General features: G+C 60.2%; 24 protein-coding genes and 1 pseudogene. 11 read left to right on the forward strand and 14 right to left on the reverse strand.

Annotated features, from left to right (window positions below; genetic code table 11):
* Positions 1-102: 102 nt before the first annotated feature.
* Positions 103-1,482: an amino acid permease gene (locus ACOI7Z_RS07590; protein ID WP_043522066.1), complete on the forward strand. Its 1,380-nt coding sequence runs from the start codon at positions 103-105 to the stop codon at positions 1,480-1,482.
* Positions 1,483-1,755: 273 nt separating this feature from the next.
* On the opposite strand, the gene ACOI7Z_RS07595 is transcribed toward ACOI7Z_RS07590, so the two are convergent.
* The 3 genes from ACOI7Z_RS07595 to ACOI7Z_RS07605 all read right to left on the reverse strand — a co-directional run bounded on the left by ACOI7Z_RS07595 (position 1,756) and on the right by ACOI7Z_RS07605 (position 4,011).
* The gene (locus tag ACOI7Z_RS07595) at positions 1,756-1,950 is read right to left on the reverse strand and encodes a hypothetical protein (RefSeq protein ID WP_004203980.1); all 195 of its coding nucleotides are present in this window, start codon (positions 1,948-1,950) and stop codon (positions 1,756-1,758) included.
* Positions 1,951-2,186: 236 nt separating this feature from the next.
* Entirely contained in the window at positions 2,187-3,305 is a 1,119-nt protein-coding gene (locus ACOI7Z_RS07600; protein ID WP_072420311.1) for an oxidoreductase, read from the reverse strand.
* The gene (locus ACOI7Z_RS07605; RefSeq protein WP_023289422.1) at positions 3,268-4,011 is read right to left on the reverse strand and encodes a DeoR/GlpR family DNA-binding transcription regulator; all 744 of its coding nucleotides are present in this window, start codon (positions 4,009-4,011) and stop codon (positions 3,268-3,270) included. Before ACOI7Z_RS07605 ends, ACOI7Z_RS07600 begins: the two co-directional genes overlap by 38 nt.
* Positions 4,012-4,289: 278 nt before the next feature.
* On the opposite strand from ACOI7Z_RS07605, the gene zntB reads away from it, so the two are divergent.
* The 3 genes from zntB (at position 4,290) to dbpA (ending at position 7,173) form a co-directional block, all read left to right on the forward strand.
* Entirely contained in the window at positions 4,290-5,273 is a 984-nt protein-coding gene (gene zntB / locus ACOI7Z_RS07610; RefSeq protein WP_032436262.1) for a zinc transporter ZntB, read from the forward strand.
* A gap of 335 nt (positions 5,274-5,608) precedes the next feature.
* Positions 5,609-5,785 (forward strand): hypothetical protein, encoded by a 177-nt coding sequence (locus ACOI7Z_RS07615; protein WP_369707506.1) that lies wholly within the window; start codon positions 5,609-5,611, stop codon positions 5,783-5,785.
* Between the two features lie 14 nt (positions 5,786-5,799).
* Positions 5,800-7,173 (forward strand): ATP-dependent RNA helicase DbpA, encoded by a 1,374-nt coding sequence (gene dbpA / locus ACOI7Z_RS07620; RefSeq protein WP_044522571.1) that lies wholly within the window; start codon positions 5,800-5,802, stop codon positions 7,171-7,173.
* A 45-nt stretch (positions 7,174-7,218) separates the two neighbouring features.
* Here dbpA and ttcA read toward each other — a convergent pair whose 3' ends face one another.
* From ttcA to ACOI7Z_RS07635, 3 genes are all read right to left on the reverse strand, one after another.
* Positions 7,219-8,154, reverse strand: a complete 936-nt coding sequence (gene ttcA, locus ACOI7Z_RS07625) for a tRNA 2-thiocytidine(32) synthetase TtcA (RefSeq protein WP_048297383.1) — start codon at positions 8,152-8,154, stop codon at positions 7,219-7,221.
* Positions 8,155-8,376: 222 nt separating this feature from the next.
* A complete protein-coding gene (uspF, locus tag ACOI7Z_RS07630; protein ID WP_023289426.1) occupies positions 8,377-8,811 on the reverse strand; it encodes a universal stress protein UspF in 435 nt (144 codons plus the stop codon).
* A gap of 81 nt (positions 8,812-8,892) precedes the next feature.
* On the reverse strand, positions 8,893-9,105 hold the full coding sequence (locus ACOI7Z_RS07635) for a KTSC domain-containing protein (RefSeq protein ID WP_023289427.1): 213 nt from the start codon (positions 9,103-9,105) through the stop codon (positions 8,893-8,895).
* Between ACOI7Z_RS07635 and ACOI7Z_RS07640 the strand changes: the two genes are divergently transcribed.
* Positions 9,104-9,262 carry a hypothetical protein gene (locus ACOI7Z_RS07640; RefSeq protein ID WP_158240102.1) on the forward strand — a complete coding sequence of 53 codons (159 nt, stop codon included), beginning with the start codon at positions 9,104-9,106 and terminating at the stop codon, positions 9,260-9,262. The two genes, ACOI7Z_RS07635 and ACOI7Z_RS07640, sit on opposite strands and share 2 nt — an antisense overlap.
* Here ACOI7Z_RS07640 and ompK37 read toward each other — a convergent pair.
* Positions 9,250-10,374, reverse strand: coding sequence for a porin OmpK37 (ompK37, locus tag ACOI7Z_RS07645; RefSeq protein ID WP_044522574.1), 1,125 nt, complete (start codon positions 10,372-10,374; stop codon positions 9,250-9,252). The genes ACOI7Z_RS07640 and ompK37 overlap by 13 nt on opposite strands.
* Before the next feature lie 358 nt (positions 10,375-10,732).
* Positions 10,733-14,259: pseudogene (nifJ, locus tag ACOI7Z_RS07650) on the reverse strand (pyruvate:ferredoxin (flavodoxin) oxidoreductase).
* Positions 14,260-14,620: 361 nt separating this feature from the next.
* On the opposite strand from nifJ, the gene ACOI7Z_RS07655 reads away from it, so the two are divergent.
* Positions 14,621-14,884 carry a DUF333 domain-containing protein gene (locus ACOI7Z_RS07655; protein ID WP_008805145.1) on the forward strand — a complete coding sequence of 88 codons (264 nt, stop codon included), beginning with the start codon at positions 14,621-14,623 and terminating at the stop codon, positions 14,882-14,884.
* A gap of 31 nt (positions 14,885-14,915) precedes the next feature.
* Here ACOI7Z_RS07655 and hslJ read toward each other — a convergent pair whose 3' ends face one another.
* The 3 genes from hslJ to ACOI7Z_RS07670 all read right to left on the reverse strand — a co-directional run bounded on the left by hslJ (position 14,916) and on the right by ACOI7Z_RS07670 (position 17,116).
* Positions 14,916-15,356: a heat shock protein HslJ gene (gene hslJ, locus ACOI7Z_RS07660; RefSeq protein WP_087849840.1), complete on the reverse strand. Its 441-nt coding sequence runs from the start codon at positions 15,354-15,356 to the stop codon at positions 14,916-14,918.
* Between the two features lie 122 nt (positions 15,357-15,478).
* Positions 15,479-16,468: a 2-hydroxyacid dehydrogenase gene (locus ACOI7Z_RS07665; RefSeq protein WP_032452619.1), complete on the reverse strand. Its 990-nt coding sequence runs from the start codon at positions 16,466-16,468 to the stop codon at positions 15,479-15,481.
* A gap of 147 nt (positions 16,469-16,615) precedes the next feature.
* The gene (locus ACOI7Z_RS07670; RefSeq protein WP_087849841.1) at positions 16,616-17,116 is read right to left on the reverse strand and encodes a DedA family protein; all 501 of its coding nucleotides are present in this window, start codon (positions 17,114-17,116) and stop codon (positions 16,616-16,618) included.
* Positions 17,117-17,322: 206 nt separating this feature from the next.
* On the opposite strand from ACOI7Z_RS07670, the gene ACOI7Z_RS07675 reads away from it, so the two are divergent.
* Genes ACOI7Z_RS07675 through ACOI7Z_RS07685 form a run of 3 tightly spaced genes read left to right on the forward strand, consistent with a single transcriptional unit; the run spans position 17,323 to position 20,475 of the window.
* Complete coding sequence (locus tag ACOI7Z_RS07675) at positions 17,323-19,962, forward strand: YdbH family protein (RefSeq protein ID WP_087849842.1); 2,640 nt, start codon at positions 17,323-17,325, stop codon at positions 19,960-19,962.
* Positions 19,959-20,144, forward strand: coding sequence for a YnbE family lipoprotein (locus tag ACOI7Z_RS07680; protein WP_004204017.1), 186 nt, complete (start codon positions 19,959-19,961; stop codon positions 20,142-20,144). The genes ACOI7Z_RS07675 and ACOI7Z_RS07680 overlap by 4 nt, the downstream gene beginning before the upstream one ends.
* Before the next feature lie 7 nt (positions 20,145-20,151).
* Positions 20,152-20,475: a YdbL family protein gene (locus ACOI7Z_RS07685; protein WP_087849843.1), complete on the forward strand. Its 324-nt coding sequence runs from the start codon at positions 20,152-20,154 to the stop codon at positions 20,473-20,475.
* Here the strand turns inward: ACOI7Z_RS07685 and feaR are convergent, their stop codons facing one another.
* Entirely contained in the window at positions 20,476-21,378 is a 903-nt protein-coding gene (feaR, locus tag ACOI7Z_RS07690; protein ID WP_087849844.1) for a transcriptional regulator FeaR, read from the reverse strand.
* A gap of 235 nt (positions 21,379-21,613) precedes the next feature.
* On the opposite strand from feaR, the gene ACOI7Z_RS07695 reads away from it, so the two are divergent.
* On the forward strand, positions 21,614-23,113 hold the full coding sequence (locus ACOI7Z_RS07695) for an aldehyde dehydrogenase family protein (RefSeq protein ID WP_087849845.1): 1,500 nt from the start codon (positions 21,614-21,616) through the stop codon (positions 23,111-23,113).
* Between the two features lie 124 nt (positions 23,114-23,237).
* Positions 23,238-24,128, forward strand: coding sequence for an oxidoreductase (locus ACOI7Z_RS07700; protein WP_086075384.1), 891 nt, complete (start codon positions 23,238-23,240; stop codon positions 24,126-24,128).
* A 17-nt stretch (positions 24,129-24,145) separates the two neighbouring features.
* On the opposite strand, the gene ACOI7Z_RS07705 is transcribed toward ACOI7Z_RS07700, so the two are convergent.
* Together ACOI7Z_RS07705 and ACOI7Z_RS07710 are read right to left on the reverse strand one after the other, a co-directional pair.
* Positions 24,146-24,877 carry a class II aldolase and adducin N-terminal domain-containing protein gene (locus ACOI7Z_RS07705; RefSeq protein ID WP_032452631.1) on the reverse strand — a complete coding sequence of 244 codons (732 nt, stop codon included), beginning with the start codon at positions 24,875-24,877 and terminating at the stop codon, positions 24,146-24,148.
* A gap of 5 nt (positions 24,878-24,882) precedes the next feature.
* Positions 24,883-25,713 (reverse strand): ABC transporter substrate-binding protein, encoded by an 831-nt coding sequence (locus ACOI7Z_RS07710; protein WP_087849846.1) that lies wholly within the window; start codon positions 25,711-25,713, stop codon positions 24,883-24,885.
* Positions 25,714-25,729 lie beyond the last annotated feature (16 nt).

A 25,729-nucleotide genomic window follows, 5' to 3' on the forward strand; every position in this document is an offset into this window, starting at 1 on the left:
TCATTCAATGGATTAGTTTTGGTCTGACGCTCCGCGACGATCCACTGGCCTGAAAGTTGCTACCGGCGAAAGTGACTTTTTACAGACAGGGGCAGGTCAGAGATGACAACGCAGCAAGAGCATCAGTTAAAGCGCGGGTTAAAAAACCGCCATATCCAGTTGATCGCCCTCGGGGGGGCGGTCGGCACCGGACTGTTTTTAGGTATCGCGCAAACGATCCGTATGGCAGGCCCCTCGGTCCTGCTGGGGTACGCCATCGCCGGGGTTATCGCCTTCTTTATCATGCGTCAGCTTGGCGAAATGGTGGTAGAGGAGCCGGTGGCGGGGTCGTTCAGCCATTTCGCCAACCGCTACTGGGGGCCCTTCGCCGGGTTTATGTCCGGCTGGAATTACTGGGTGTTGTACGTGCTGGTAAGCATGGCGGAGCTGACGGCGGTGGGGATCTATATTCAGTACTGGTGGCCGGAGGTACCCACCTGGCTGTCGGCGGCAATCTTCTTCGTGGCGATCAACGCCATCAACCTGACGCACGTCAAAGTGTATGGCGAGCTGGAGTTCTGGTTCTCGATTGTCAAAGTGGCCGCCATCATCAGCATGATCGCCTTTGGCTGCTATCTGTTATTTAGCGGTCACGGCGGGCCGGCGGCGACGGTGGCCAACCTGTGGCAGGACGGGGGATTTTTCCCTAACGGTATCACGGGCTTAGTGATGGCCATGGCGGTGATCATGTTCTCCTTCGGCGGGCTTGAGCTGGTGGGGATCACCGCGGCGGAAGCCGACGAACCGCATAAAACCATTCCCAAAGCCACCAACCAGGTGATCTACCGTATTCTGCTTTTTTATGTGGGGTCGCTGGCGGTCTTGCTGTCACTCTACCCGTGGCGGAACGTCGTGGAAGGGGGAAGCCCCTTTGTGCTGATCTTTCACGCCATTGACAGCAATATTGTGGCCAACGCCCTCAATCTGGTGGTGCTTACCGCCGCGCTGTCGGTCTACAACAGCTGCGTCTATTGCAACAGCCGGATGCTGTTCGGCCTGGCTCAGCAGGGCAACGCCCCGCGCGCGCTGCTGCGGGTGAACCACCGCGGGATCCCGTTGACCGCCCTGGCGGTGTCCGCCGTCGCCACGGCGCTTTGCGTGGTGATTAACTATGTGATGCCCGGGAAAGCCTTTGCCCTGCTGATGGCCCTGGTGGTGGCCGCCCTGGTCATCAACTGGGCGATGATCTGCATCACTCATCTTAAGTTCCGCCGCGCCATGCAGCGGGCCGGGAAGGTAACGGCTTTCCAGAGTTTCGCCTATCCCCTGACAAACTGGCTGTGTCTGCTGTTTCTCGCCGGGATCCTCGGGGTGATGTATCTGACCCCGGACATCCGCATCTCCGTCTGCCTGATCCCGGTATGGCTGCTGATCCTTGCCGCAGGCTATCTGCTGCGCAGGAAAAGCGCGCCGGAGCCGGTGGCGGCGCTGGAGGAGCGGTAGTCGCCGACGCCCTGCCTGGCGGCAGGGCGATATTGTTTCGACTAAAAATCACGGGGAAATAGATAATTACGATAAATGACATCTCACGTTATCGGTCTGGAAATTGACAAAAGTGTGGGGCAGACAGCCTGGGGTTCTGGCTGGTCGTTATCCTGTTTATCGCCGGTGGGGAAGGAGAGCCGCCAGCGGGAACGAGGGCCGTGGCGGCGGAAGGGGGGAGATCAACGGCAGGCGCGTCGGCCTGGCCTTCGGTATACCGCAACAGGCTGCCTGTTAATCCACGTTAGTAAAATAATCGCGCGCGGCGGTCTCGACGCGCTTCGCGTCCAGCCCGGTCTTCTCAGTGATCTGCTCGATAAACGGTTTAAATTTTTCGTCCATCACGTTCCCTCCTTCCCAGTGGGCGACGTAGAATTTGCACTGATAGCGATAAAAATGGAGAGTGGTATCTCCTAACGTGTAGTACATGAGCTTCTCCTGTCCGGTATTGCGGTCACCGCGTCCACAGCGTCAGCAACCTTGTTCTCATCACGATCGATCTGTTCTCTATCCTCCTCCCAATTGGCTGAAATTTCCAGCGGTGCTTTAGGCAAAAAGGCAGGATAAAGAAAGGATAATCTACTGACAGGCAGTGATTATTTCTGCAGTCGGGGTGGCGATCCGGTTACCTGCAGGCTGCGCAGATAACCGGAGTAACGACAGGCTTAGCGCAGCGCGTTGCGCTCGTCGTCGGTCAGGTCGAGGGTCTGCGCCACGCCGCTTTCTGCAGAGCGCGCCGCCGCTTCCAGGACGGCCATCACCGCCAGCGCCTGCACCGGCGGCACCGGATTGGCGATCAGGCCCTTCAGCGCGTCGCGGATCTGCATATAGTACTGGCGCTGATCGCCCGGCGGGGTAGGCTGGGTTTGGGTCTGCAGCGAGGCGTCATAGATAACCAGCCCATCCTCATCCTCTCCCCAGCCGGCGCTTCCCGGCACCACACCCGCCAGCAGCTGGCTCTCCTGCTGGTCGGCCCGCGCTTTAACAACGCTGCCTTTATCGCCATGCACCGTGAAGCGCGAGGAGCCCCCCGCGACCAGCATGCTGCAGTGGAGGATCGCTTTATGCGCCGGGTAGTTTAAGACCACATGCGCCCAGTCGTTGATCTCCGCGCCGTCGCGCAGGGTGGCGATATTGCCCTGTACCGACTGCGGCAGACCAAACAGCTGCAGCGCCTGATCGATCAGGTGCGGCCCAAGATCGAACCATAAACCGCTGCCGGGGACGTTCTGCTCGCGCCAGCGGACGCGGACTTCCGGGCGGAAACGGTCGAAATGGGACTCAAAATGTTTCACCGTGCCGATGGCGCCCTGCTCAATAACCTGACGGATACCGAGATAGTCGCTGTCCCAGCGGCGGTTATGGAAGACGGAAAGCAGCCGCTGTTTCACCTGCGCCAGGGCGATCAGCTCCCGGGCCTCCTGCATATCAAGAGTAAAGGGTTTGTCCACCACCACATGCTTGCCGGCGTTCAGCGCCAGGCGGGCCAGCGGCGCGTGCGTGGCGTTAGGGGAGGCGATAACCACCAGATCGACATCCGGGTGCTGGACCGCCGCTTCCGGGGAAGCGATCACTGTGACGTCCGGCAGGTCGCGTTTGACTTTCTCTTCATCGCGCGAGGCGACGAAGGCCAGGTTCAGGCCCGGCACCGAACGGATAAGCGGCGCGTGGAAAGTCTTACCGACGAAGCCATAGCCAATCAGGGCGATATTTATCGTGTTGTTACTCATCAGGTTCTCCACGTTGTTAAGCGTCAGCAATATGTACAGAGAGGACAGGGTCATCCCCCAGCTCAGGCCAGGGACGATCGAGAAAAAGATGGTGAATGTCGCTGAGACCAGCCACCAGCCAGGGTTCGCAATGGTTGACTTTGGTATGGTCCGCCACCAGCCAGTGTTCCGCGCTGGCGGCGAGCATGGCGCGTTTTACGTCCGCATCGGCCTCCTGGCTGGCGCTCAGGCCCAGTTCGGCATGCAACGCGCAGGCGCCGAGAATCGCGATATCGGCGCGGTAGCGCGCCACCAGCGACAGCGTGGCGCTGCCGGCGAACAGCCGCTGTTCACTGTCCCACTGGCCGCCAAGCAGGATAAGCTGGATATCGGCGCGGTCGCTGAACAGCTGGGCGATATCCAGCGAAGCGGTGATCACGGTCATGGGGCCTTTCAGCTGGGTAGCGACGGCCAGCAGTGTGCTGCCGGCGTCGAGAAACAGCGTCGAGCCGGAGGGGATGCGCGCGGCGACCTGCTGGCCCAGACGCTGTTTCGTTCCGGGGAGCAGGGCGTTTCTTCCCTGGCGCGTCATCGCCGGGACGTTAAGCGCGATGGCGCCGCCGTGGCTTTTCTGCAGTACCCCCTGGTTTTCCAGCTCACTGAGATCCCGGCGTATGGTATCGGCCGACACCTGCAGCGCATCAACCAGTTCGCTGATGCTCAGCTGACCGGTTTCACTCAGCCGGTCAAGGATGTGTTTTTGTCGCGCGAGCTTATGCATGGCGAGGGACTCCGCAAATTGACGCAATAAGCGGCATAATACAGCAAAAAGCCGCAAAATAAACCGCAAAAGGTCGCAGTGAACCGCGCAAAACCTGAAGAACTTGATTTCACTACACTTTAACGTTAAATGAGGAAAGCGGGCGCGGCCCGGGGGAAAGCGCTTTTTAATGAAGCGATTAGCCTCTTTCACCGGGCAATAAACAGCGAAAAAGCGCGCTTTCGCGTACCTTATACAGAGCGCGCGCAATGCGACAGGCATGGATTAACGGAGGTTGAGTGGACGCGATTAAAGGCTCGGAGTTGCAGATACCGGACGCGATCTTCGCGTGGGTGCTCGACGGGCAGGGGGGCGTGAAGCCGCTCGCCGATGACGATATTATCGACAAAGAGAAGCCCTGCTGGCTGCATCTCAACTATACCCATAGCGACAGCGCCGACTGGCTGGCGGCCACCCCGTTGCTGCCCAATAACGTGCGCGATGCCCTGGCGGGCGAGAGCACCCGACCGCGGGTGACGCGGATCGGCGACGGGGCGTTGATTACCCTGCGCTGCATCAACGGCAGCACCGATGAACGGCCAGACCAGCTGGTGGCGATGCGTCTGTATATGGATGAGCGGCTGATCGTCTCCACTCGTCAGCGCAAAGTGCTGGCGCTGGACGATGTGCTGGGCGACCTGAAGGAGGGCAATGGGCCGACGGATGGCGGCAGCTGGCTGGTGGAAGTCTGCGACGCGCTGACCGATCATGCCAGTGAGTTTATTGAACAACTGCACGACCGAATTATCGACCTCGAAGACGACCTGCTCGATCAGCAGGTGCCGCCGCGCGGTTTTCTCGCACTACTGCGTAAGCAGCTGATTGTGATGCGCCGGTATATGGCGCCGCAGCGCGATGTTTACGCCCGGCTGGCCAGCGAACGCCTGCCGTGGATGAGCGACGATCAGCGGCGGCGGATGCAGGATATCGCCGAGCGGCTGGGGCGCGGGCTGGACGAGATCGACAGCTGCATTGCCCGGACGGCGATCATGAGCGATGAGATCGCCCAGATTATGCAGGAGTCGCTGGCGCGGCGGACCTATACGATGTCATTGATGGCGATGGTGTTTCTGCCCAGCACCTTTTTAACCGGCCTGTTCGGCGTCAACCTCGGGGGGATCCCAGGTAACAGCTGGCATCTGGGCTTTAGCCTCTTCTGCCTGATGTTAGTCGTTGTCATCGGTGGTGTTGCGTGGTGGTTACATCGCAGTAAATGGTTGTAAAGAATCGCCTTTTAGCGGCGACGATGCCGGGAAAACCCGGCAATGTTTGAGCGAAATCAATAAACCCTCTACCCATTCAGGGCAATATCTCTCTCGCAGGTGAATGCAACGTCAAGCGATGGGCGTTGCGCTCCATATTGTCTTACTTCCTTTTTTGAATTACTGCATAGCACAATTGATTCGTACGACGCCGACTTTGTTGAGTCGGCTTTTTTTTTGCGCTCTCCGGACCAGCTTCTACGCTTACTAAGACACCCGACGGTCTTCAGGCCGTTTACGCCTGCGGGTACGCCCGTATCACTTTCCGGGAGGCCACTATGCATTACGCTTCAGGGCTGACAGCCCAGTCCATCCCCATCTCGCCCGAGCCGAACGATCCGGTTCCTTTACCCGATCCGCGACCGCGCCCGCAGCCTCAGCCCGATCCGCCGCCTGATGAAGAGCCGATTAAATTGTCGCATCAGGCGCGGAGATCTGCGAGGATACGCGCCTGCAGATCGTCTGTCCTTTAATACGAGAATACATTGTGACCGCTTTTTCTACCCTGACTGTTTTACCTGCCGCCCAATTAGCCAACCTTAACGAGCTGGGTTATCTGTCGATGACGCCGGTTCAGGCCGCCGCCCTGCCGGCGATCCTCGCGGGGAAAGATGTGCGCGTGCAGGCAAAAACCGGCAGCGGAAAAACGGCCGCCTTCGGGCTGGGCCTGCTGCAGCATATCGATCCGTCGCGCTTTGAGACCCAGTCGCTGGTGCTGTGTCCGACCCGCGAACTGGCCGATCAGGTTGCCGGCGAGCTGCGCCGTCTGGCGCGCTGCCTGCCGAACATCAAGATTTTGATGCTCTGCGGCGGGCAGCCGTTTGGCGCTCAGCGCGATTCACTGCAGCACGCCCCGCATATTATCGTCGCCACCCCGGGCCGTCTGCTCGATCATCTGCAGAAGGGGACGGTTTCTCTCGACGCGCTGCAGACCCTGGTGATGGATGAAGCGGACCGCATGCTCGATATGGGCTTCAGCGACGCCATCGACGAGGTGATCCGCTTCGCGCCGGCTGACCGGCAGACGCTGCTGTTTTCCGCCACCTGGCCTGCGGCGATCGCGGCGATCAGCGGCCGGGTGCAGCGTCATCCGGAAACGATTGAGATTGACAGCGTCGATGCGTTACCGGCTATCGAACAGCAGTTCTTTGAAGTTTCCCGCCACGGCAAGATTGCGCTGCTCCAGCGTCTGCTCAGCCAGCATCAGCCGGCGTCCTGCGTGGTGTTCTGCAATACCAAGCGCGATTGCCAGGCGGTCTGCGATGCGCTCAACGCCGCCGGGCAGAGCGCATTATCGCTGCACGGTGACCTCGAGCAGCGCGACCGCGATCAAACGCTGGTGCGCTTCGCGAACGGCAGTGTCCGGGTTCTGGTGGCGACCGACGTCGCCGCCCGCGGCCTGGACATCAAATCTCTCGCGCTGGTGGTGAACTTCGAGCTGGCCTGGGATCCGGAGGTGCATGTTCACCGCATCGGCCGCACCGCCCGCGCCGGCGAACAAGGCCTGGCTATCAGCTTCTGCGCGCCGGAAGAGGCGCAGCGCGCCACCATTCTGGCCGACATGCTGCAATTATCCCTTAACTGGCTGCCGGCGCCGACGGGCAACGCTATCACGCCGCTGACGGCGGAGATGGCGACGCTGTGCATCGACGGCGGAAAAAAGGCGAAAATGCGCCCGGGGGATGTGCTGGGGGCGTTGACCGGAGATATGGGGTTTGATGGCGCCGATATCGGCAAAATTACCGTCCACCCGGCCCACGTCTATGTAGCGATCCGCCAGAATATGGCGCAGAAAGCGTATAAGCAGTTACAAAACGGTAAGATCAAAGGCAAAGCCTGCCGCGTACGACTGCTGAAGTAAGGGCAGAATAGCGCGTCTCAGGCGGCGGCCTGAGACGCTTTCGGGTTACTTCACTTCCACTACGTTCAGACGCAGCTCATCTAACCGGGCGTCCTCTTCCTCCGGCTGCCAGCCGGCAGGCTGCAGGGGAATCTCTTCCCGGTCAAACGCCAGATCGCCGCCGTCCACCACCTCAGAACCGTGGGTGATGCCTTTAAAATCAAACAGATTAACGTCGCTCAGGTGCGAAGGCACCACGTTCTGCATCGCGCTAAACATGGTTTCAATGCGTCCCGGATAACGCTTATCCCAGTCGCGAAGCATATCGGCGATCACCTGGCGCTGCAGGTTAGGCTGCGACCCGCACAGGTTGCATGGAATGATCGGGAAGCCCTTGGCCTGGGAGAAGCGCTCGATGTCCTTTTCACGGCAGTAGGCCAGCGGGCGGATGACGATGTGTTTGCCGTCATCACTCATCAGCTTCGGCGGCATTCCTTTCATTTTGCCGCCGTAGAACATATTCAGGAACAGCGTCTGCAGGATGTCGTCGCGATGATGGCCGAGGGCAATCTTGGTGGCGCCGAGTTCGCTGGCGGTACGGTAGAGAATGCCGCGACGCAGGCGAGAGCAGAGCGAGCAGGTGGTTTTCCCTTCCGGGATCTTCTCTTTGACGATGCCGTAGGTATTCTCTTCGACAATCTTGTATTCAACTCCCAGCTGCTCAAGATAAGCCGGCAGAATATGCTCCGGGAACCCGGGCTGTTTCTGGTCGAGGTTCACCGCCACCAGCGAGAAGGAGATGGGCGCGCTTTTCTGCAGGTTACGCAGGATCTCCAGCATGGTATAGCTGTCCTTGCCGCCTGACAGACAAACCATAATGCGGTCGCCTTCTTCAATCATATTGAAGTCGGCGATCGCCTCACCGACGTTGCGGCGCAGACGTTTCTGCAGCTTATCGATGTTGTATTTTTCTTTTTTACTGATTTCTTGATTTTGCAGCATGTAATAGTGGCTCAATTCATAGTGTGGCATCAGAAGAGCACGCGTTCTGCCAGCCGCTGGACAACGTGGCGCTGGCGCGTAGCAATTAATGAGGTCTGACAGACAACCGTGGCGTGTATGGTACGGATTCAGGGGCGGAATGTCAGCATCTTTCCGGCACTTTCCGCTGCGGGCAGGGGCAGAAGTAAAAATAAAAAGCCCGCCGGGCGGCGGGCTGAGGCGTTAGCGAACGACCAGCACCGAGCACTCGGCGTGGCGGACCACCGCGGCGGCGTTGGAGCCCAGCAGATAGGTGGTAATATCCGGCCGGTGCGAAGCGATGATCACCAGGTCGGCGGGTAGCGACCTGGCGAGGGCCAGGATCTTATCCTTCGGCGATCCTTCGGCAACGTGAAAATGTTTCCGATCTTCCGGGATAGAGAACTGCTTCGCGAGCTCTTTAAGCTGCGTTTCCGTCCCTTCGCGCAGCTCATCCATACCAGGCAGTTCGGCGGTATAGGCCATTCCCAGTGAGGCATAATAAGGCAGGGAAGGGATAACGGAGAGGAAATGGACCTCAGCGTCGTCAATCCGCGCTTCCGATTCAACGTGACTGATAATGCGTTCAGTAAATTCTTTATCAGAGATATCGATGGGGACAAGAATCATTCTGCTCATAAAACCTCCTGTTTAAGTATCCCCTCATATTGTACGGCATTATGGCACGTTTTGTATCATGACCGCAGTCACACTTTGACATTAACGTGGCTTGCGTTCGGGGAATTTTCCCTTTATCACGCCGTCATAAAATCGGCCTTTTGACACCACCTGTAAAAAGTCACGAAAAATACGCGGTGGAACCCCGGTATATTGCAACGGCGGCTGGTGATAAAAACAGATTTCCAGCGTGGCGGAGGCGTCATCATAGGCGACAGAGATAATTCGGGAAGATTTTACCGGGTGATGATGCATGATGGACGTCCTCGGGCAGGCACTGACTGAGCACGACTATATCACTAAAAGGACGGCTATTTTAAGCTGTGGGATATATTGTTTTGTTTTAGCTGCTGCGATGCAAAGAGAGATAAAGCCCGCCGGAACCGGCGGGCTGGCGCATCAGAACTGGTAAACCAGGCCCAGCGCGACGATGTTGTCGGTAGAAATACCGTTGTCTTTGTAGAAGCTGTCGTTGTCATCCAGCAGGTTGATTTTGTAATCAACGTAGGTGGACATATTACGGTTGAAGTAATAGGTGGCGCCGACGTCCATATATTTGACCAGATCTTTATCGGCGTAGCTGCCGGTATTATAGAGATCTTTGCCTTTGGACTGCAGGTAGGAGATAGCCGGACGCAGACCGAAGTCGAACTGATACTGAGCAGTGACTTCGAAGTTTTGCGTCTTGTTGGCCACGCCGTCATTGCCGTACGGGGTCATATTGCGGGTTTCAGAGTACATGGTCGCCAGGTAGATATCGTTGGCGTCGTACTTCAGGCCGGCAGTCCAGGCTTCGGCTTTATCGCCGCGGGCGTTGGTCTGGGTCATCTGATCGTTGGTACGGTCAGAAGAGGTATAGGCCGCAGCCGCGCTGATGCCCATGCCGAAGTTATAGGAGGTGGAGAGACCGAAACCGTCGCCGTTGTCAAAGCGAACATCGCTGTCGCTGCTGCGGTTATTGGTGCCGACGTTGATATCCTGGGCGTTCTGGCCTTCGTTTTTACCCTGATACTGCAGGGCGAAGTTCAGACCATCTACCAGACCGAAGAAATCGCTGTTGCGGTAGGTCGCGACGCCGTTGGCGCGGCCTGCCATAAAGTTATCCGCATAGGTGTAAGAGTCGCCGCCGAACTCCGGCAGCATATCGGTCCAGCCTTCGACGTCGTACAGCACGCCGTAGTTACGACCGTAGTCGAAAGAACCGTAATCGCCCACTTTGATACCGGCGAAGGCCAGACGGGTCCACGCCTGATCGCCGGCGCTTTCGGTATTGTTGGCCTGAACGTTGTATTCCCACTGGCCGTAACCGGTGAGCATATCGTTGATCTGGGTTTCGCCTTTAAAGCCAAAGCGAACGTAAGTTTGGTCGCCGTCTTTTTTCGAGTCGCTGGAGAAATAGTGCAGACCGTCTACCTTGCCATAGACATCTAATTTATTTCCGTCTTTATTATAAATTTCCGCCGCGTGCGCAGCGCCAGCGGCTAATAAAGCCGGAATAACGAGGGCCAGTACTTTTCTTTTCATGAAGAAATTCCTTTAACTGTTTTTATGTTCTAGCTTCCGGGAAGGAAGTGAACTCATGCTAAAGGAGCGGTCTGAGATATGGTAAGACTCAATTGTTACGATATAAGTAAAATCTAAATAAAATACGTCTGAAGTAATGGTGATAATTATGGTGAATATATCTGCGAATAATATACAAAATAAAAATTATACATATTCAGTTTGATCGCGTATTATTCGCGCGTTATATGCCTTTATTGTCATGCCAAGCAATTTTATTTGCCGTCTCATTCTGCGGAATGATTTTGTTTATCGGTAAAACGACAAGCCCGAACTTTATGTTCGGGCTTTTTTTATGACTGCGGGAGGAAAAATAACCTTAGCTCTCGCTCGGTGATTTCTCCGCTTTGCCCGCCAGCTGGGCGAGGAAGTCGTAGCGCTTCTGCAGGTCGGCGGCAGCGTCTTTCCACAGTTGCTCCGCCACTTCCGGCTGCTGCGCATTCAGGCGACGGAAGCGTTGCTCATTGAGCAGCGTCTCAGCCAGGGCGTCTGACGGTGGGCGGGAGTCCAGCGCCAGTGGGATCTTGCCTTCTTCCGCCCGACGCGGGTCGAAGCGGTAGAGCGGCCAGAAGCCGGTAGCGGTCAGCTGACGCATCTGATCGTGGCTGAGCGCCAGATCGTAGCCATGCTCTTCGCAAGGACTGTAGGCGATGATCAGCGACGGCCCCGGATAGGCTTCCGCTTCCTGAATCGCTTTCACCGTCTGGTTCAGCTGCGCGCCCAGCGATATCTGCGCCACATAGACATGACCGTACATCATCATGCTGACGCCAAGATCTTTGCGCGCCTTGCGTTTACCGTGCTCACCAAACTTAGTGACCGCCCCCAGCGGGGTGGCTTTTGACGCCTGGCCGCCGGTGTTGGAGTAACACTGGGTATCCAGCACCAGAATGTTGACATTTTCCGTCAGGCTCAGCACATGGTCCAGACCGCCGAAGCCGATATCGTAGGCCCAGCCGTCGCCGCCGATCAGCCAGACGGATTTCTCCACCAGCGCGTCGGCATCGGTCAGCAGCTCTTCAGCGCCTTGCACGCCGGCCAGCGCCTGACGCAGGGCTGCCACCTGTTCGCGGCGCGCTTCCGGCGTCGCCTCGGCATGCAGCGCCGCGTTCAACTCTGCCGGCAGCTGGTCGGCGAATTCGCTCAGCAGGCGCATCACGCGCTGGCGATGCTGGTCGACGGTTAAGCGGAAGCCGAGCCCGAATTCAGCGTTATCCTCAAACAGCGAGTTGGCCCACGCCGGGCCGCGGCCGTTGGCGTCGGTCGTGTACGGGGTCGAGGGCAGGTTGCCGCCGTAAATGGATGAGCAGCCGGTGGCATTGGCAATCAGCATCCGGTCGCCATACAGCTGGGTCAGCAGTTTGATATACGGCGTTTCTCCACAGCCGGAGCAGGCGCCGGAGTATTCAAACAGCGGGCTGATCAGCTGCGAAGTGCGTATATCAATACGCTCCAGTTTGCTGCGGTCGATTTCCGGCAGGTTGAGGAAGTAATCGTAATTCACTTTCTCCTCTTCCACATGCTCCAGGCGCGACATCATATTGATGGCCTTGATCTCCGGGTTCTGGCGATCTTTTGCCGGGCACACTTCCACGCACAGGTTGCAGCCGGTGCAGTCTTCCGGGGCGACCTGCAGAACGTATTTCTGCCCGCGCATATCGCGGGATTTAACGTCCAGCGAGTGCAGACTGGCAGGGGCGTTCTCCATGTCCTCCGGCGCGACCACTTTGGCGCGGATTGCCGAGTGCGGGCAGGCGGCAACGCAGTGGTTACACTGGGTGCAGAGCGCTCCTTCCAGATCGGGATCTCTTCGGCGATGTTGCGTTTCTCCCAGCGGGTGGTGCCCATGGGCCAGGTGCCGTCCGGCGGCAGGGCGGAGACCGGCAGCGCATCGCCGAGGCCGGCCAGCATGGCGGCGGTGACCGTTTTGACGAAATCCGGCGCGGCGTCGGAGACCACCGGCGGGCGGTTCGGACTGCTGGCATTCACCGGCTGCAGCGGCACTTCCGCCAGGGACTCGCGGGCCAGGGCCAGCGCCTGCCAGTTACGTTCCACCAGCTCCTGGCCTTTGCTGCTGTAGCTTTTGGCGATGGCCGCCTGCAGTTCCGCCAGCGCGCTGTCGCCTGGCAGGATGTGAGTCAGATGGAAGAAGGCCATCTGCATCACGGTATTAATGCGCGCCCCGAGGCTACATTCGCGGGCGATCTTCGCCGCGTTGACCACGTAAAAACGCGCTTTTTTCTGATTCAGGGTGGCCTGCACTTCCTGCGGCAGGCGGGACCAGACTTCATCGGCGCTGTACGGCGTGTTGAGCAGGAAAATGCCGCCGGGCTTCAGCCGCTCGGCCATCTGGTATTTATCGATAAACTGCAGCTGGTGGCAGCCAACGAAATCGGCCTGCGAAATCAGATACGAAGAACGAATCGGCTTTTCGCTGACCCGCAGATGGGAGACGGTCAGGCCGCCCGCCTTCTTCGAGTCATAGACAAAGTACCCCTGGGAGAACCACGGGGTGGAGTTGCCGATGATTTTGATATTGTTTTTGGTAGCCGACACGCTGCCGTCGCTGCCGAGGCCGTAGAACAGCGCTTCGAGCTTGGCCTCTGCCGGCAGGGTATTTTCGCCCAGCGGTAGCGACAGGTTGGTCACGTCGTCATAGATGCCGACGGTAAAGCGCGGCTTCGGCTGGGCGGCCTGCAGCTCATGGAATATCGCCAGCACGCATTCCGGACCGAACTCCTTGGAAGAGAGACCGTAGCGGCCGCCGATGGTCCGCGGCAGCGTCTCGCGCTCGCCGCGGTTAAAGGCTTCCGCCAGGGCGGTCATCACGTCGAGATACAGCGGCTCCGCGTGCGCGCCAGGTTCTTTGGTGCGATCCAGCACCGCCACCGCCCGGGCGCTCTCCGGCAGCGCTGCCAGCAGGTGGGCGGCGGAGAATGGGCGATAGAGGCGCACTTTCAGTACGCCGACTTTCTCGCCGCGGCTCAGCAGTTCATCGACCACCTCTTCGCAGGTGCCGATGGCCGAGCCCATAATGACGATGACGCGCTCCGCCTGCGGATGGCCGTAAAACTCAAACGGTTTGTACTGGCGGCCGGTGGCGGCGGAGAAGTCGTCCATCGCTTTCTCGACATGATCATAAACCGCGTCGTACCACGGGTTGGTGGCCTCCCGCGACTGGAAGTAGGTGTCAGGGTTGGCCGAGGTCCCGCGGATCACCGGGTGTTCCGGATTGAGCGCGCGCTGGCGATGCTCAGCGATTTTTTCCTGCGGCAGCAGGGTGCGAATCGTGTCATCCGCCAGCGGGGCGATTTTGTTGATTTCGTGCGAGGTGCGGAAACCATCAAAGAAATGAATAAACGGCACCCGGCTTTGCAGAGTGGCGATTTGCGAGATCAGCGCGAAATCCTGCGCTTCCTGAACGCTGCTGGCGCACAGCATGGCGCACCCGGTCTGGCGGACCGCCATCACATCGGAATGGTCGCCGAAAATCGACAGCGCGTGGGTGGCGACGGTGCGGGCGGCGACGTGCAGGACAAACGGCATCAGCTGGCCGGCCAGTTTGTACAGCGTGGGGATCATCAGCAGCAGGCCCTGCGATGAGGTAAAGGAGGTGGAGAGGGCGCCGGTCTGCAGCGCGCCATGTACGGCGCCAATGGCGCCTGCCTCCGACTGCATTTCGACCACGCGGGGCACATCGCCCCAGACGTTTTTCAGCCCATTGCCGGCCCAGGCGTCGGCCTGTTCCGCCATCGTTGAACTGGGCGTGATCGGGTAGATGGCGATAACTTCACTGGTGCGAAACGCGACGGAAGCGACCGCGCCATTACCATCAATAGTAATCATAGGAAGACACCCTTACATTGCGCAAAAGAATGGACGCGTAAAACCGCGACGCGCCCTGTAATTATATAAGAGGTAGTTTAGCAAACCGTTGATGCCGCCATTTTTGCATTTGTGTCCTCAATGCGGCGGCCACCCGTGACCAGATCAATATTTTGCGCGGTTCGCGGAGAAAGTGGCTTTCCAGGGCGTGAAGGCCAGCGATTGTCCGGTGGCGAACCCGGGGGAGATCAACCTTTAGGCAGAAATTTGCTAGAAAATGTTAATGAGACGCATAAATACGTACTTCCCCTCTCGACGCCGCGCGCCACGCTGCCTATTATTCTTGGGTTTGCTTTTTAAGACGTTTCCGAGGGGAGAGAAAATGCGAGCTGCGATATTAGTGGGATGTGCGGCGCTGTTGCTGTCGGCGTGCAGTAGTGAACCCGTTCAGCAGGCCACGGCAGCGCACGTCACGCCAGGAATGCGGGCGGCGATGAGCGACGCCGGTCAGGCCAACTGCGCCATGATAGGCGGCTCGTTATCGGTGGCTCGTCAGCTCGATGGTTCGGCGATTGGCATGTGCGCGTTGCCGAACGGTAAACGCTGCAGCGAGCAGGCGCTGGCGGGCGGAAGCTGCGGCTATTAATGGCAGCCCCGCAGCGGGTTCACCACGCCGGCTAGTGCATCAGGTCGGCGAGCTTATAGACCAGCGTCTGGTCGGCGGTCGCCAGCGTCAACTGGTTTTCCGTCAGATCGACCTGCGCGCCCTCGCGCAGCATCTTACCAATGGTCGCGTCAAGGGTATTGAGCTGGGCATCGTGGCACAGCATCCGGGTCATCGCCAGCGATTTAACCTTCAGCTCGCCGTCCGACACCTTACCTTCCCCGCTGAAGCCGTTGCACATATTGCCCGAAACATACATATTGCCCGTAAGAGTCGTCTTCTCGCCGAAGCTCAGCTCCAGCGGCCGGTCGCCCGCGTTCACCGCCTGGCCGTTGACGCTGGTCAACACGAAACGATGATGCTGTAGCTGTTCCGCGCCGGTGGACACCTTACTGTTATAGACACAGCCGGACAGCAGCAACCCTGCCGCCAGTAATGCCGCAAATTTGTTCATTTTTACTCCAAAACATTCACATTACTAATAAAACAAAGCCAGTGTAACGGTATCGCAGCGGGGATCTGTGGGGATTATCTGAATGTGCTCCCCCGGGGAGAGGAGCACAAAAGGGAAAGGAATCAGACGATAGCGTTCGGGCAGGTTTCACCGTTGGCGACCTGCTGCAGATTGCCCAGGGTGGTCTCCGAAATGCTGATCAGCGCCTCGGCGGTGAGGAACGCCTGATGGCCGGTAAACAGCACGTTGTGGCAGGCGGAGAGGCGACGGAAGACGTCGTCCTGGATCACGTCGTTGGATTTGTCTTCGAAGAACAGATCGCGTTCGTTCTCATAAACGTCCAGCCCCAGCGCGCCGATTTTCTGGTGCTTCAGGGCATCGATGGCCGCCTGGGAATCGATCAGCGCGCCGCGGCTGGTGTTAATCACCATCACCCCGTCCTTCATTTGATCGAAGGCCTCGCGATTGAGCAGATGGTAGTTTTCGTCGGTGAGCGGGCAGTGCAGGGAGATCACGTCCGACTCCTTGTACAGCGTGGCCAGGTCAACATATTCCACCCCCAGCTCCAGCGCGGCGGCGCTTGGGTACGGATCAAAAGCCAGCAGACGCATGCCGAAGCCTTTAAGGATCCGTAGCATCGCCACGCCAATTTTCCCGGTGCCGATCACCCCGGCGGTTTTGCCGTACATGGTGAAACCGGTGAGGCCTTCGAGGGAGAAATTGGCATCACGGGTACGCTGGTAGGCGCGGTGGATGCGGCGGTTAAGCGACATCATCATGCCGATCGCATGTTCAGCGACCGCTTCCGGCGAGTAGGCCGGGACGCGCACGACGCGCAGGCCAAGCGCTTTCGCCGCCTCGAGGTCGACGTTGTTAAACCCGGCGCAGCGCAGGGCGATATACTTCACGCCGTGGGCCTTCAGCTCCTCCAGCACCGGACGGCTGCCGTCGTCATTGACGAAGATGCATACCGCTTCGCAACCGTGGGCGGTTTTGGCGGTTTTCTCTGTCAGCAGGAAGTCGAAGAATTCCAGTTCAAAGCCGTAGGTATCATTAACGTGCTGCAGGTACTTTTTATCGTACTGCTTCGTACTGTAAACCGCGATTTTCATAAGACTTTTCTCCAGTGATTATAACGTCACGGTAGCATATTTAAAATAATCGTACAATTATTAAAAAATAGTTTAAATAGCAGGTGCTTATCCTAATTCTAGAGCATATCGCGGATTTGCGGAATCTCTTTGAAAGACAAAGTTTTTTCACCACAAACTCAGGCTTAAAGCGCCGGGGGAGAGCAGCAGAAACGGCCACAGCAGACCGGAGGTAACGTTAGCCAGCTGAAACGACCACAGCGGCAGGCCGCTGGCGCCGCTGACCAGGGGCAGGGTGGCGCGCAGGGGAGAGAGGAAGCGACTGAAAAAGACCGCCCACAGCCCGCGGCGCTGAAAAAAGAGTCGGCTGCGGGCCAGCCGCTCGGCGGTCAGCCAGCGCAACTGGGTGAGGCGGTGACGATAGCGAACGCCTAACCACCACGAGAGCCAGAATCCGCCGATGGCGCCGAGGCTGGCGCTGGACCACATTAACAGGAAATGACCGAGGCTGGCGGACGCGAATGTCCCCAGCAGCAGCAGGCCGGAGGTGCCCGGGATCGCCAGCGACACCAGCGCGCAGGATTTAGTGAAGGTGAGCAGGAAAACCATCAGTAATACCAATGGATAGTGGCCCTGTGCGCTCTCAGTGAGCGAGATAATTAACGACACTGTCTCTCCCGCAAGCAAAACCGAACTGGCTGGAGTGTGGCAGGTAGCGCTTAAACAAAAGCTAAATAGTGACGAGCGATCGCCGCGCCGCGATACCGGCTGGCAACTATGCTTTAACAGGTCGCAAACTTTCACTCACTGGTCGAACGTGTCACAATGGGCGCCTTTCGGCTTTTACTTATGTTGAATCAGGATATTAACTGCCCATGAAGGGTAAATATAAAGCCGCCATCGCGCTGGTGTTAGCGCTGGTGTTACTGCCGCTAACCCTGCTATTGACGCTGACCCACTGGGTGCCGACGCTGGCGGGCATCTGGCTGCCCGTGGGGACTCATATCGCTTTGCAGGAGAGCCCGCGTCTTACGCGCTCCGCCCTGCTGATCCCCGATCTGCGCTATCTGGTGGGCGACTGTGAACTCGCCCGGGTGACCGATGCCCGTCTCTCGCGCCCCAGCCGCTGGCGGTTGCATATTGACCAGCTGGAGATCAACAGCGCCTGCCTGAGCAAACTGCCGGCCAGCGATCCCGCGCCGGGGTCGCCTCGCACCCTCGCCGAATGGCAATCAATGCTGCCCTACAGCTGGTTAACCATTGAGAACCTGCGGCTGTCGCCGTGGGAAAAATGGCAGGGGCGGCTGGTGATGTCCTTGACGCCTGCGCAGCAGGATATCGGCTTCGCCGGGAATGATTTGAGCCTGCAGGCGCGCCTGCGCGGCCAGGCGCTCACTGTCAGCCAGTTCAGCGCCCGGCTGACTGACGATCAGCCGCCGGTGAAGCTGGTGGGGACCTTCCATCTGCCGCTGGTGCCGGATGGCCTGCCGGTCGATGGCCAGATGCAGGGCACCTTCGAATTTCCGCAGACCGCAGAATGGATCGATGCCGAGCTGGCGTGGCAGCATAATCGCGGCCAGCTGCTGGTCACTCCGCGCGGCGAGGTGGAGCCCATTCTCGACCTGCCGTGGGAAATCACCCCGGAACGGATCACCATCAGCGACGGCCGCTGGCGCACCCGCTACGAGGCGTATCCGCTTAGCGGCCGCGTGGCGCTGTCGGTCGGTAACTGGCAGCAGGGCACGGAACAGATGATTGTCAGCGGCCGCTTAAATGTGCTCACCGAGGGGCATGCCGGCAAAGGCAACGCGGTGCTGAATATCGGTCCGGGCAAGTTAAGCATGGATAACAGCGACCTGCCGCTGCGGCTCACCGGCGAGGCCAAGCTGGGGGAGATGATCTTTTACGCCGCGCTGCCGGCTCAGCTCAGCGGGTCGCTGGTCAGCCCGCAGCTGGCGTTTCACCCCGGGGCGCTACTGCGTTCGCGCGGGCGGGTGATCGACGCGCTGAACATTGACGAAATCCGCTGGCCGCTGGCCGGGGTGAAGGTTACCCAGCAGGGCGTCGATGGCCGCCTGCAGGCGATCCTCCGCGCCCATGAGCAGCAGATGGGCGACTTTACGTTGCACCTGGACGGCCTGGCGAACGATTTTCTGCCCGACAGCGGCCGCTGGCAGTGGCGCTACTGGGGCGAGGGGCATTTCACGCCAATGCAGGCGCGCTGGGATGTGAAGGGCAGCGGTGAGTGGCGGGACAATGCCATTACGCTGAGCAGCCTCTCCACTGGCTTCGATAAGCTCGAGTACGGCACGATGCGGGTCAGCACGCCGCGTCTGGCCCTCGAGCAGCCGATTCGCTGGCTGCGCGACGCTGAGCATCCGCGGCTGACCGGCGCGCTGTCGCTGGATGCGGCAAAAACCACCTTCTCCGGCGGCAGCTATCTCCCGGCGTCGACGCTGAAATTCGCTCTCGACGGCCGGGACCCGACGTGGTTCCAGTTCACCGGCGCGCTGCACGCCGATACCATTGGCCCGGTGCGGTTGACCGGGCGCTGGGATGGCGAACGGCTGCGCGGCCAGGCCTGGTGGCCTAAACAGTCGCTGACGGTATTCCAGCCGCTGGTGCCGCCGGACTGGAAGATGAACCTGCGGGAAGGCAGTCTCTATGCGCAGGTGGCCTTCTCGGCGGCAGCCGGGCAGGGATTTGAGGCGGGCGGTCATGGCGTCCTGAAGGGCGGCAGCGCCTGGATGCCGGATAACCAGATCAATGGCGTCGACTTCGTTCTGCCGTTCCGCTTCAGCGATGGCCACTGGCAGCTGGGCACCCGCCGTCCGGTCTCCCTGCGCATTGGCGAAATCGTCAACCAGGTCACCGCGCGCAACCTGACGGCGGACCTGCAGGGCACCTGGCCATGGAGCGAGGCCAATCCGCTGCAGCTTAGCGACGTCAGCGTCGATCTGTTAGGCGGCAAGCTGACCCTGCTGCAGCTGCGCATGCCGCAGCGCGACCCGGCGCTGATCCGTCTGCAGCACATCTCCAGCAGCGAACTGACCAGCGCGGTCAAGGTGAAGCAGTTCGCCATGTCCGGGGCAGTGAGCGGCGCTCTGCCGCTGTGGCTGGAGAACAATCAATGGATTATCCACGACGGCTGGTTGCGTAATGACGGACCGATGACGCTGCGGCTCGACAAAGATACCGCCGATGCGCTGGTGGCGGACAACGTCTCCGCCGGGGCGGCGATCAACTGGCTGCGCTATATGGAGATCTCCCGTTCATCGACGCAGATTAACCTCAACAATCTGGGCGTGCTGACGCTTAAGGCCGCCATCAACGGCACCAGCCGGGTGGACGGGAAAAGCAGTACCGTGCATTTAAACTACGCTCATGAGGAGAATATTTTCGATCTGTGGCGCAGTTTACGCTTCGGCGACAATTTACAGGCGTGGCTTGAGCAAAATGCCACGCTGCCCGTGCGGCGCTGTACGGACGGTAAGACATGTAAGGAACCTAAATGAAGAAGCTGTTACTGGCCATAGTGGCGTCGATGCTGCTCGCCGGCTGTACGCCGCGTATCGAAATTGCGGCGTCGAAAGAGCCCATCACCATCAATATGAATGTCAAAATTGAGCATGAGATCCATATCAAGGTCGATAAGGATGTGGAAAACCTGCTGAAATCCCGCAGCGATTTGTTCTGAGGCGACGATGAGAAAACGACTGTTAACCGCGGCGCTGGCGCTGACTCTGCTCAGCGCGCCCGCGCTGGCGTTGACCCTGAACGAAGCGCGCCAGCAGGGGCGGGTGGGGGAGACGCTGAACGGCTATCTGGCGCCGCTGCGTCAGGATAAAGAGACGCTGGCGCTGGTGAGGCAGATTAACGCCGCGCGCAGTGAAAGCTACCAGCAGCTGGCGGATGACAACAATCTGCCGGTGGATGAGGTAGCGAAAATGGCCGGACAGAAGCTGGTGGCCCGCGCTCAGCCCGGGGAATACGTCCAGGGGCTGAACGGCCAGTGGCTGCGCAAATAGTTAGCGGCAGCGCTTACGGTATTCGCCCGGCGAGACGCCGAAGCGCTGCTTAAAGGCGGTGGAGAAATGGCTGTGGTCGCTGAAGCCCCAGCGGTAGCCGATCCCCGCCAGCTTTTCGTCGTCATGGACGTTCTGTAACGCCCGGGCGCACAGATCCAGCCGCCGGTTCTTAATATACTGCGCCACTACCAGCCCTTTGTCGGCAAACAGCCGGTAGAGGCTGCGCACCGACATTCCCGTCTCGCTGGCCAGCCACTCCGGCCTCAGGTGTTCCGACTGAATGGACGCGTCGATTAACGCAATGATCTTCTGAAACTGCTGGTCCCGCCGGGACGGGATCGGCTCGCGCTGGCGCAGCACCGGGCGCAACAGGCAGGCGATCGCGTCCAGCGCCGCCTCACTCTCGCTGGCGGAGAGCGTCGTGCCGCCCATACTCTCCAGCAGCAGGCGCTGACTGAGCTGCACCATCGGCAGAGACTTGTCCAGCCGGCAGGCGGTGGCGATCTCGCCCGTCGGCGCCACCCGCTGGCGCGGCAGCAACAGCGAAGCCTGACGCGAGGTCTGCTGCCAGACGATAGAGCACGGGCGGGCGGCGTCGATCAGCGTGATATCCCCCGCCGCCAGGGTCACCTGGCGATCGTCCTGTTCGATCACCGCTTCGCCGGCGAGCTGAAACACGGTATAGAACCAGGCGTCGTTATCGCGTTTGATCTCATTGCGCGTGCGGTAGAGATTGACGCCGGCGGCGGTGACCGTGCTGACTTTGAGACTGCCGGCGTAGCGGGCGTCAATCTCGCCGTGAAAGCGTCCCTCCAGCGGCCGGGCGGCGAAATGGCCGCAGACCTGATTGATCGTCGCCAGCCAGCGCTGGTAGGCCAGCCCCCCCTCAGCCGTGGTCATCATTCGCCGTTCTCCTGTAATAATAATGTTTCTGCATTGTTGCATTTATGCCGCCTCAGGCAAGGGCGCGATGGCGGGTATATGAAAGAACTATTACCTGCGGCACATTTCTGTCAGGGCAGGCGACGGAATTGCGGCGACTGTCACAGCGGCGCAAACGAATGTCACAGAGAAAAAAGCGCCAGCTGCCAACCGGACATAGACTGAAAGCACTATCCGCGAAGAATAAGGAAAGGGTATGTCCACCTCTCAGATAGCGCTGCTTGCCAGCGTCCAGCAGTTTTTAGACCGTCAGCATGGCCTGTATATCGACGGCGCTCCCTGCGCCGCGCAGAGCGAAAACCGGTTAACCGTCTGGGATCCGGCCACCGGGCAGGCGATCGCCACCACCGCCGACGCCAGCCCGGCGGATGTCGACCGGGCGGTGATGTCCGCCTGGCGCGCCTTCGTCGATCGCCGCTGGGCCGGTCGCACTCCGGCCGACCGTGAGCGCATCCTGCTGCGCTTTGCCGATCTGGTGGAGGCGCACGGCGAGGAGCTGGCGCAGCTGGAGACCCTTGAGCAGGGTAAATCCATCGCCATCTCCCGCGCCTTCGAGGTCGGCTGCACCCTGAACTGGATGCGCTACACGGCGGGGCTGACCACCAAAATCAGCGGCCGGACGCTGGACGTCTCGATCCCGTTCCCGCAAGGGGCCCGTTACCAGGCGTGGACCAAAAAAGAGCCGGTGGGGGTCGTGGCGGGCATCGTTCCGTGGAATTTCCCGCTGATGATCGGTATGTGGAAGGTGATGCCGGCGCTGGCGGCGGGCTGCTCGATCGTCATCAAACCCTCGGAAACCACCCCGCTTACCCTGCTGCGGGTGGCGGAGCTGGCGACCCAGGCGGGCATTCCTGACGGGGTGTTCAACGTGGTCACCGGCAGCGGCGCCTGCTGCGGCGCGGCGCTGACCTCACATCCGCAGGTGGCGAAGGTGAGCTTTACCGGCTCGACGGCCACCGGGAAACAGATTGCGCGGGTGGCCGCCGACCGTCTGACCCGCGTGACGCTGGAGCTGGGGGGCAAGAACCCGGCGATTGTGCTCAAAGACGCCGATCCCCAGTGGGTCATTGAAGGGCTGATGACCGGCAGCTTCCTCAACCAGGGACAGGTCTGCGCCGCCAGTTCGCGGATCTACATTGAAGCGCCGCTGTTTGACACCCTGGTCAGCGGTTTCGAACAGGCGGTGAAATCGCTGCAGGTGGGACCGGGGATGCAGGAGACGGCGCAGATCAACCCGGTGGTCTCCCGGGCCCACTGCGACAAGGTGGCGGCCTACCTCGAAGAGGCCCGCCAGCAGAAGGCGGAGCTAATCAGCGGCAGCGCCGGGCCGGATGCCGGGGGGTACTATATACCGCCGACGCTGGTGGTCAACCCGGACGCCGGGCTGCGCCTTACCCGCGAGGAGGTGTTTGGCCCGGTGGTGAACCTGGTGCGGGTGGCTGACGGCGAGGAGGCGCTGCGCCTGGCCAACGACAGCGATTTCGGCCTGACCGCCAGCGTCTGGACCCGCGACCTGACCCAGGCTCTCAACTATACCGACCGCCTGCAGGCCGGGACGGTATGGGTCAACAGCCATACCCTGATTGACGCCAACCTGCCGTTCGGCGGCATGAAGCAGTCCGGTACCGGTCGCGATTTCGGCCCGGACTGGCTCGACGGCTGGTGCGAAACCAAATCGGTCTGCGTGCGTTACTAGCCCTCCGTCGGGGAAGGCGCATCGCTTTTCCCGACATCCCGCTTGCCGACCTCCGCGCTTTCTCGCTACTGTGGAGGGCAATCTTTGCCCGCGCAGGGCGGTGAATGATGAGGAGGTCTTCGGCATGACAGCATTTCCTGAGGTTGCACTAATTGGTCCCGGCGCCATCGGCACGACTATCGCCGCCGCCCTGTTTGCGGTGGGAAGGGCGCCGGTGGTTTGCGGGCGCACTGCCCATTCGTCGCTGGTGCTGCGCACTGATGAGGGTGAGATCGTGGTCCCCGGCCCGGTGCTCACCGACCCGACGGCGATAGCCGCCCCCTTCGACCTGGTGTTTGTCGCGGTGAAGGCCACCCAGACGGAGGCCATCGCCCCCTGGCTGACGGCTCTGTGTTCGCCGGACACCGTGGTATGCGTGCTGCAAAACGGCGTCGAGCAGCGCCAGCAGTTTGCCCCTTTGACCGGCGGCGCGACGGTGCTGCCGTCGGTGGTCTGGTTTCCGGCGCAGCGCGACGCCGATGCTTCCGTCTGGCTGCGCGCCGCGCCGCGACTGACGCTGCCGGACCTGCCGGGGGCGGAGCGGGTGCAGCAGGCGCTGGCGGGAACCCGCTGCGCGGTGGAGCTGGCGGCCGATTTTACCACCCTGGCCTGGCGTAAACTGCTGCAGAACGCCGTCGCCGGACTGATGGTGCTGACCGGACGACGCGCCGGGATGTTCGCCCGGGAGGAGATCACCGCTCTCGGACTGGCCTATTTGCGCGAATGCCTGCAGGTGGCGCGGGCGGAAGGGGCCGTCCTGAGCGACAGCGTGCCGGAGGAGATCATCGCCGGTTTTCATCGGGCGCCTGCCGACCTGAGCACCTCTATTCTGATCGATCGCCTGCATGGCCGACCGCTGGAGTGGGATATTCGTAACGGGGTGGTGCAGCGTCGCGGGCGTCAGCACGGCATACCGACGCCGCTCAGCGATATCATCGTGCCGCTGCTGGCGGCGGCCAGCGATGGCCCGGGCTGACCCGGGCTGGCGCGGGGTTAGTCCACCAGGGAGGGATCGAGGTCGATCATCAACTGCTTCATCTCGGCAAAGTGCTGCCGGGAGAAATCGGCAATCTTCTCCCAGTCCTGGGCGGTTTTTTCCGCCACCGCGTCTGACAGCACCTTCAGCGGCTGGCCGGTTGACCAGGCGGTGATCAGGATCTGACAGGCGCGCTCCAGGGTCCAGATATCGTCGAACGCTTCGCCGATGGTCGGGGCGGTCACCAGCACCCCGTGGTTGCCCATCAGCAGACGGCGTTTATCCGCCAGCAGCCCCGCCAGCCGGGCCCCTTCTGCCGCGGTGTCCGCCATCCCGCCGTACAGCGTATCGACGGCGACCCGGTTAAAATAGCGGGCCGTGTTCTGGTCGATGGGCAGGATCTGCGGCGTCGCCAGACAGGCGAGGCTGGTGGTGTACACCGGGTGCAGATGCAGCACCACCCGCACGTCCGGCAGCCGCTGATGGATCTGCCCGTGAATAGCCCACGCGGTGGCATCGACGTCAGGGCGCGCGGCGCAGCTTTCATCATCGGCGTTCAGCACCAGCAGATCGCTGGCGCGGATGCGCGAAAAGTGTTTCCACTTCGGGTTCAGTAAAAACGTCTTCCCGTCGGCGGAGAGCGCGGCGCTGAAATGGTTGGCCACCGCCTCATGCATGCCAAGATGGGCAATGATGCGAAAGGTGGCCGCCAGGTCGATGCGGATCTGCTCTTCATCGGTATCGCGCATGGGCATTACTCCGCTTTTGGCATCAAGGTCTGCAGATCCTCTGCCGTCGGCGCCTGGAAGCGATATTTCTTCAGCAGAGCGGCGTATTCCGGCGTGGCGCTGTATTTTTTCAGCGCCTCTTCAAGGGCGGTTTTCACCTCAGTGTTGCCTTTTTTAACGCCAAAGCCGTTCAGCACCGGATAGATCAGGGTGTCAGAGGCGATCACCACCCGGTCGCCCAGCTTTTCCACCACCCCGCGCGCCACGGCGGCGTCGGTGATCTGCGCATCCACTGCGCGCGACAGCAGCGCCTGGGTGGTCTGCGGGTCGGTGGTATAGACGCTCAGCGCAATCGGCTTCAGCCCCTTCTTCACGCAGTAGTCGGCGGAAAGCTTCTGCAACTGCGCCAGCCACGAGGTGGCGCCCATCGAGCCGATTTTATGCCCGCAGAAGTCTTCCGGGGTCTTTGGCTGATAGTCGCTCCCTTTACGGGCGAGGATCGCTTCCCCGCTTTTCAGGTACGGCACCATGTCGATCACCTTCAGGCGCTCGGCGGTAATGTACATCGACGAGTTGGTGATATCGAAGCGCCCGCCCTGCAGCCCAGGGATCAGGTTGGGGAAGCGGGTATCGATATTCACCGCCTCGCGGCCCATGCTCTTCGCCAGGCCGTCGAGCAGTTCAATATCAAACCCCGCCGGCTTGTTGTTCTCCATATACTCGTAAGGGAAAAAGGTCATGTCCGAACCGGCGGTGATCTTGCCGCTTTGCTGGAAGGCCAGCGCGTTCAGGGATGTCAGAGCCCCCGCTGCGCAGAGCAGCAGAGCCAGCGGGCGTGGTGCGAAAAAGCGTGTCATAAAACCTCCGTAGTGT

The organism is Klebsiella sp. C283 (assembly GCF_048822555.1).
GTDB lineage: Bacteria > Pseudomonadota > Gammaproteobacteria > Enterobacterales > Enterobacteriaceae > Klebsiella > Klebsiella quasipneumoniae.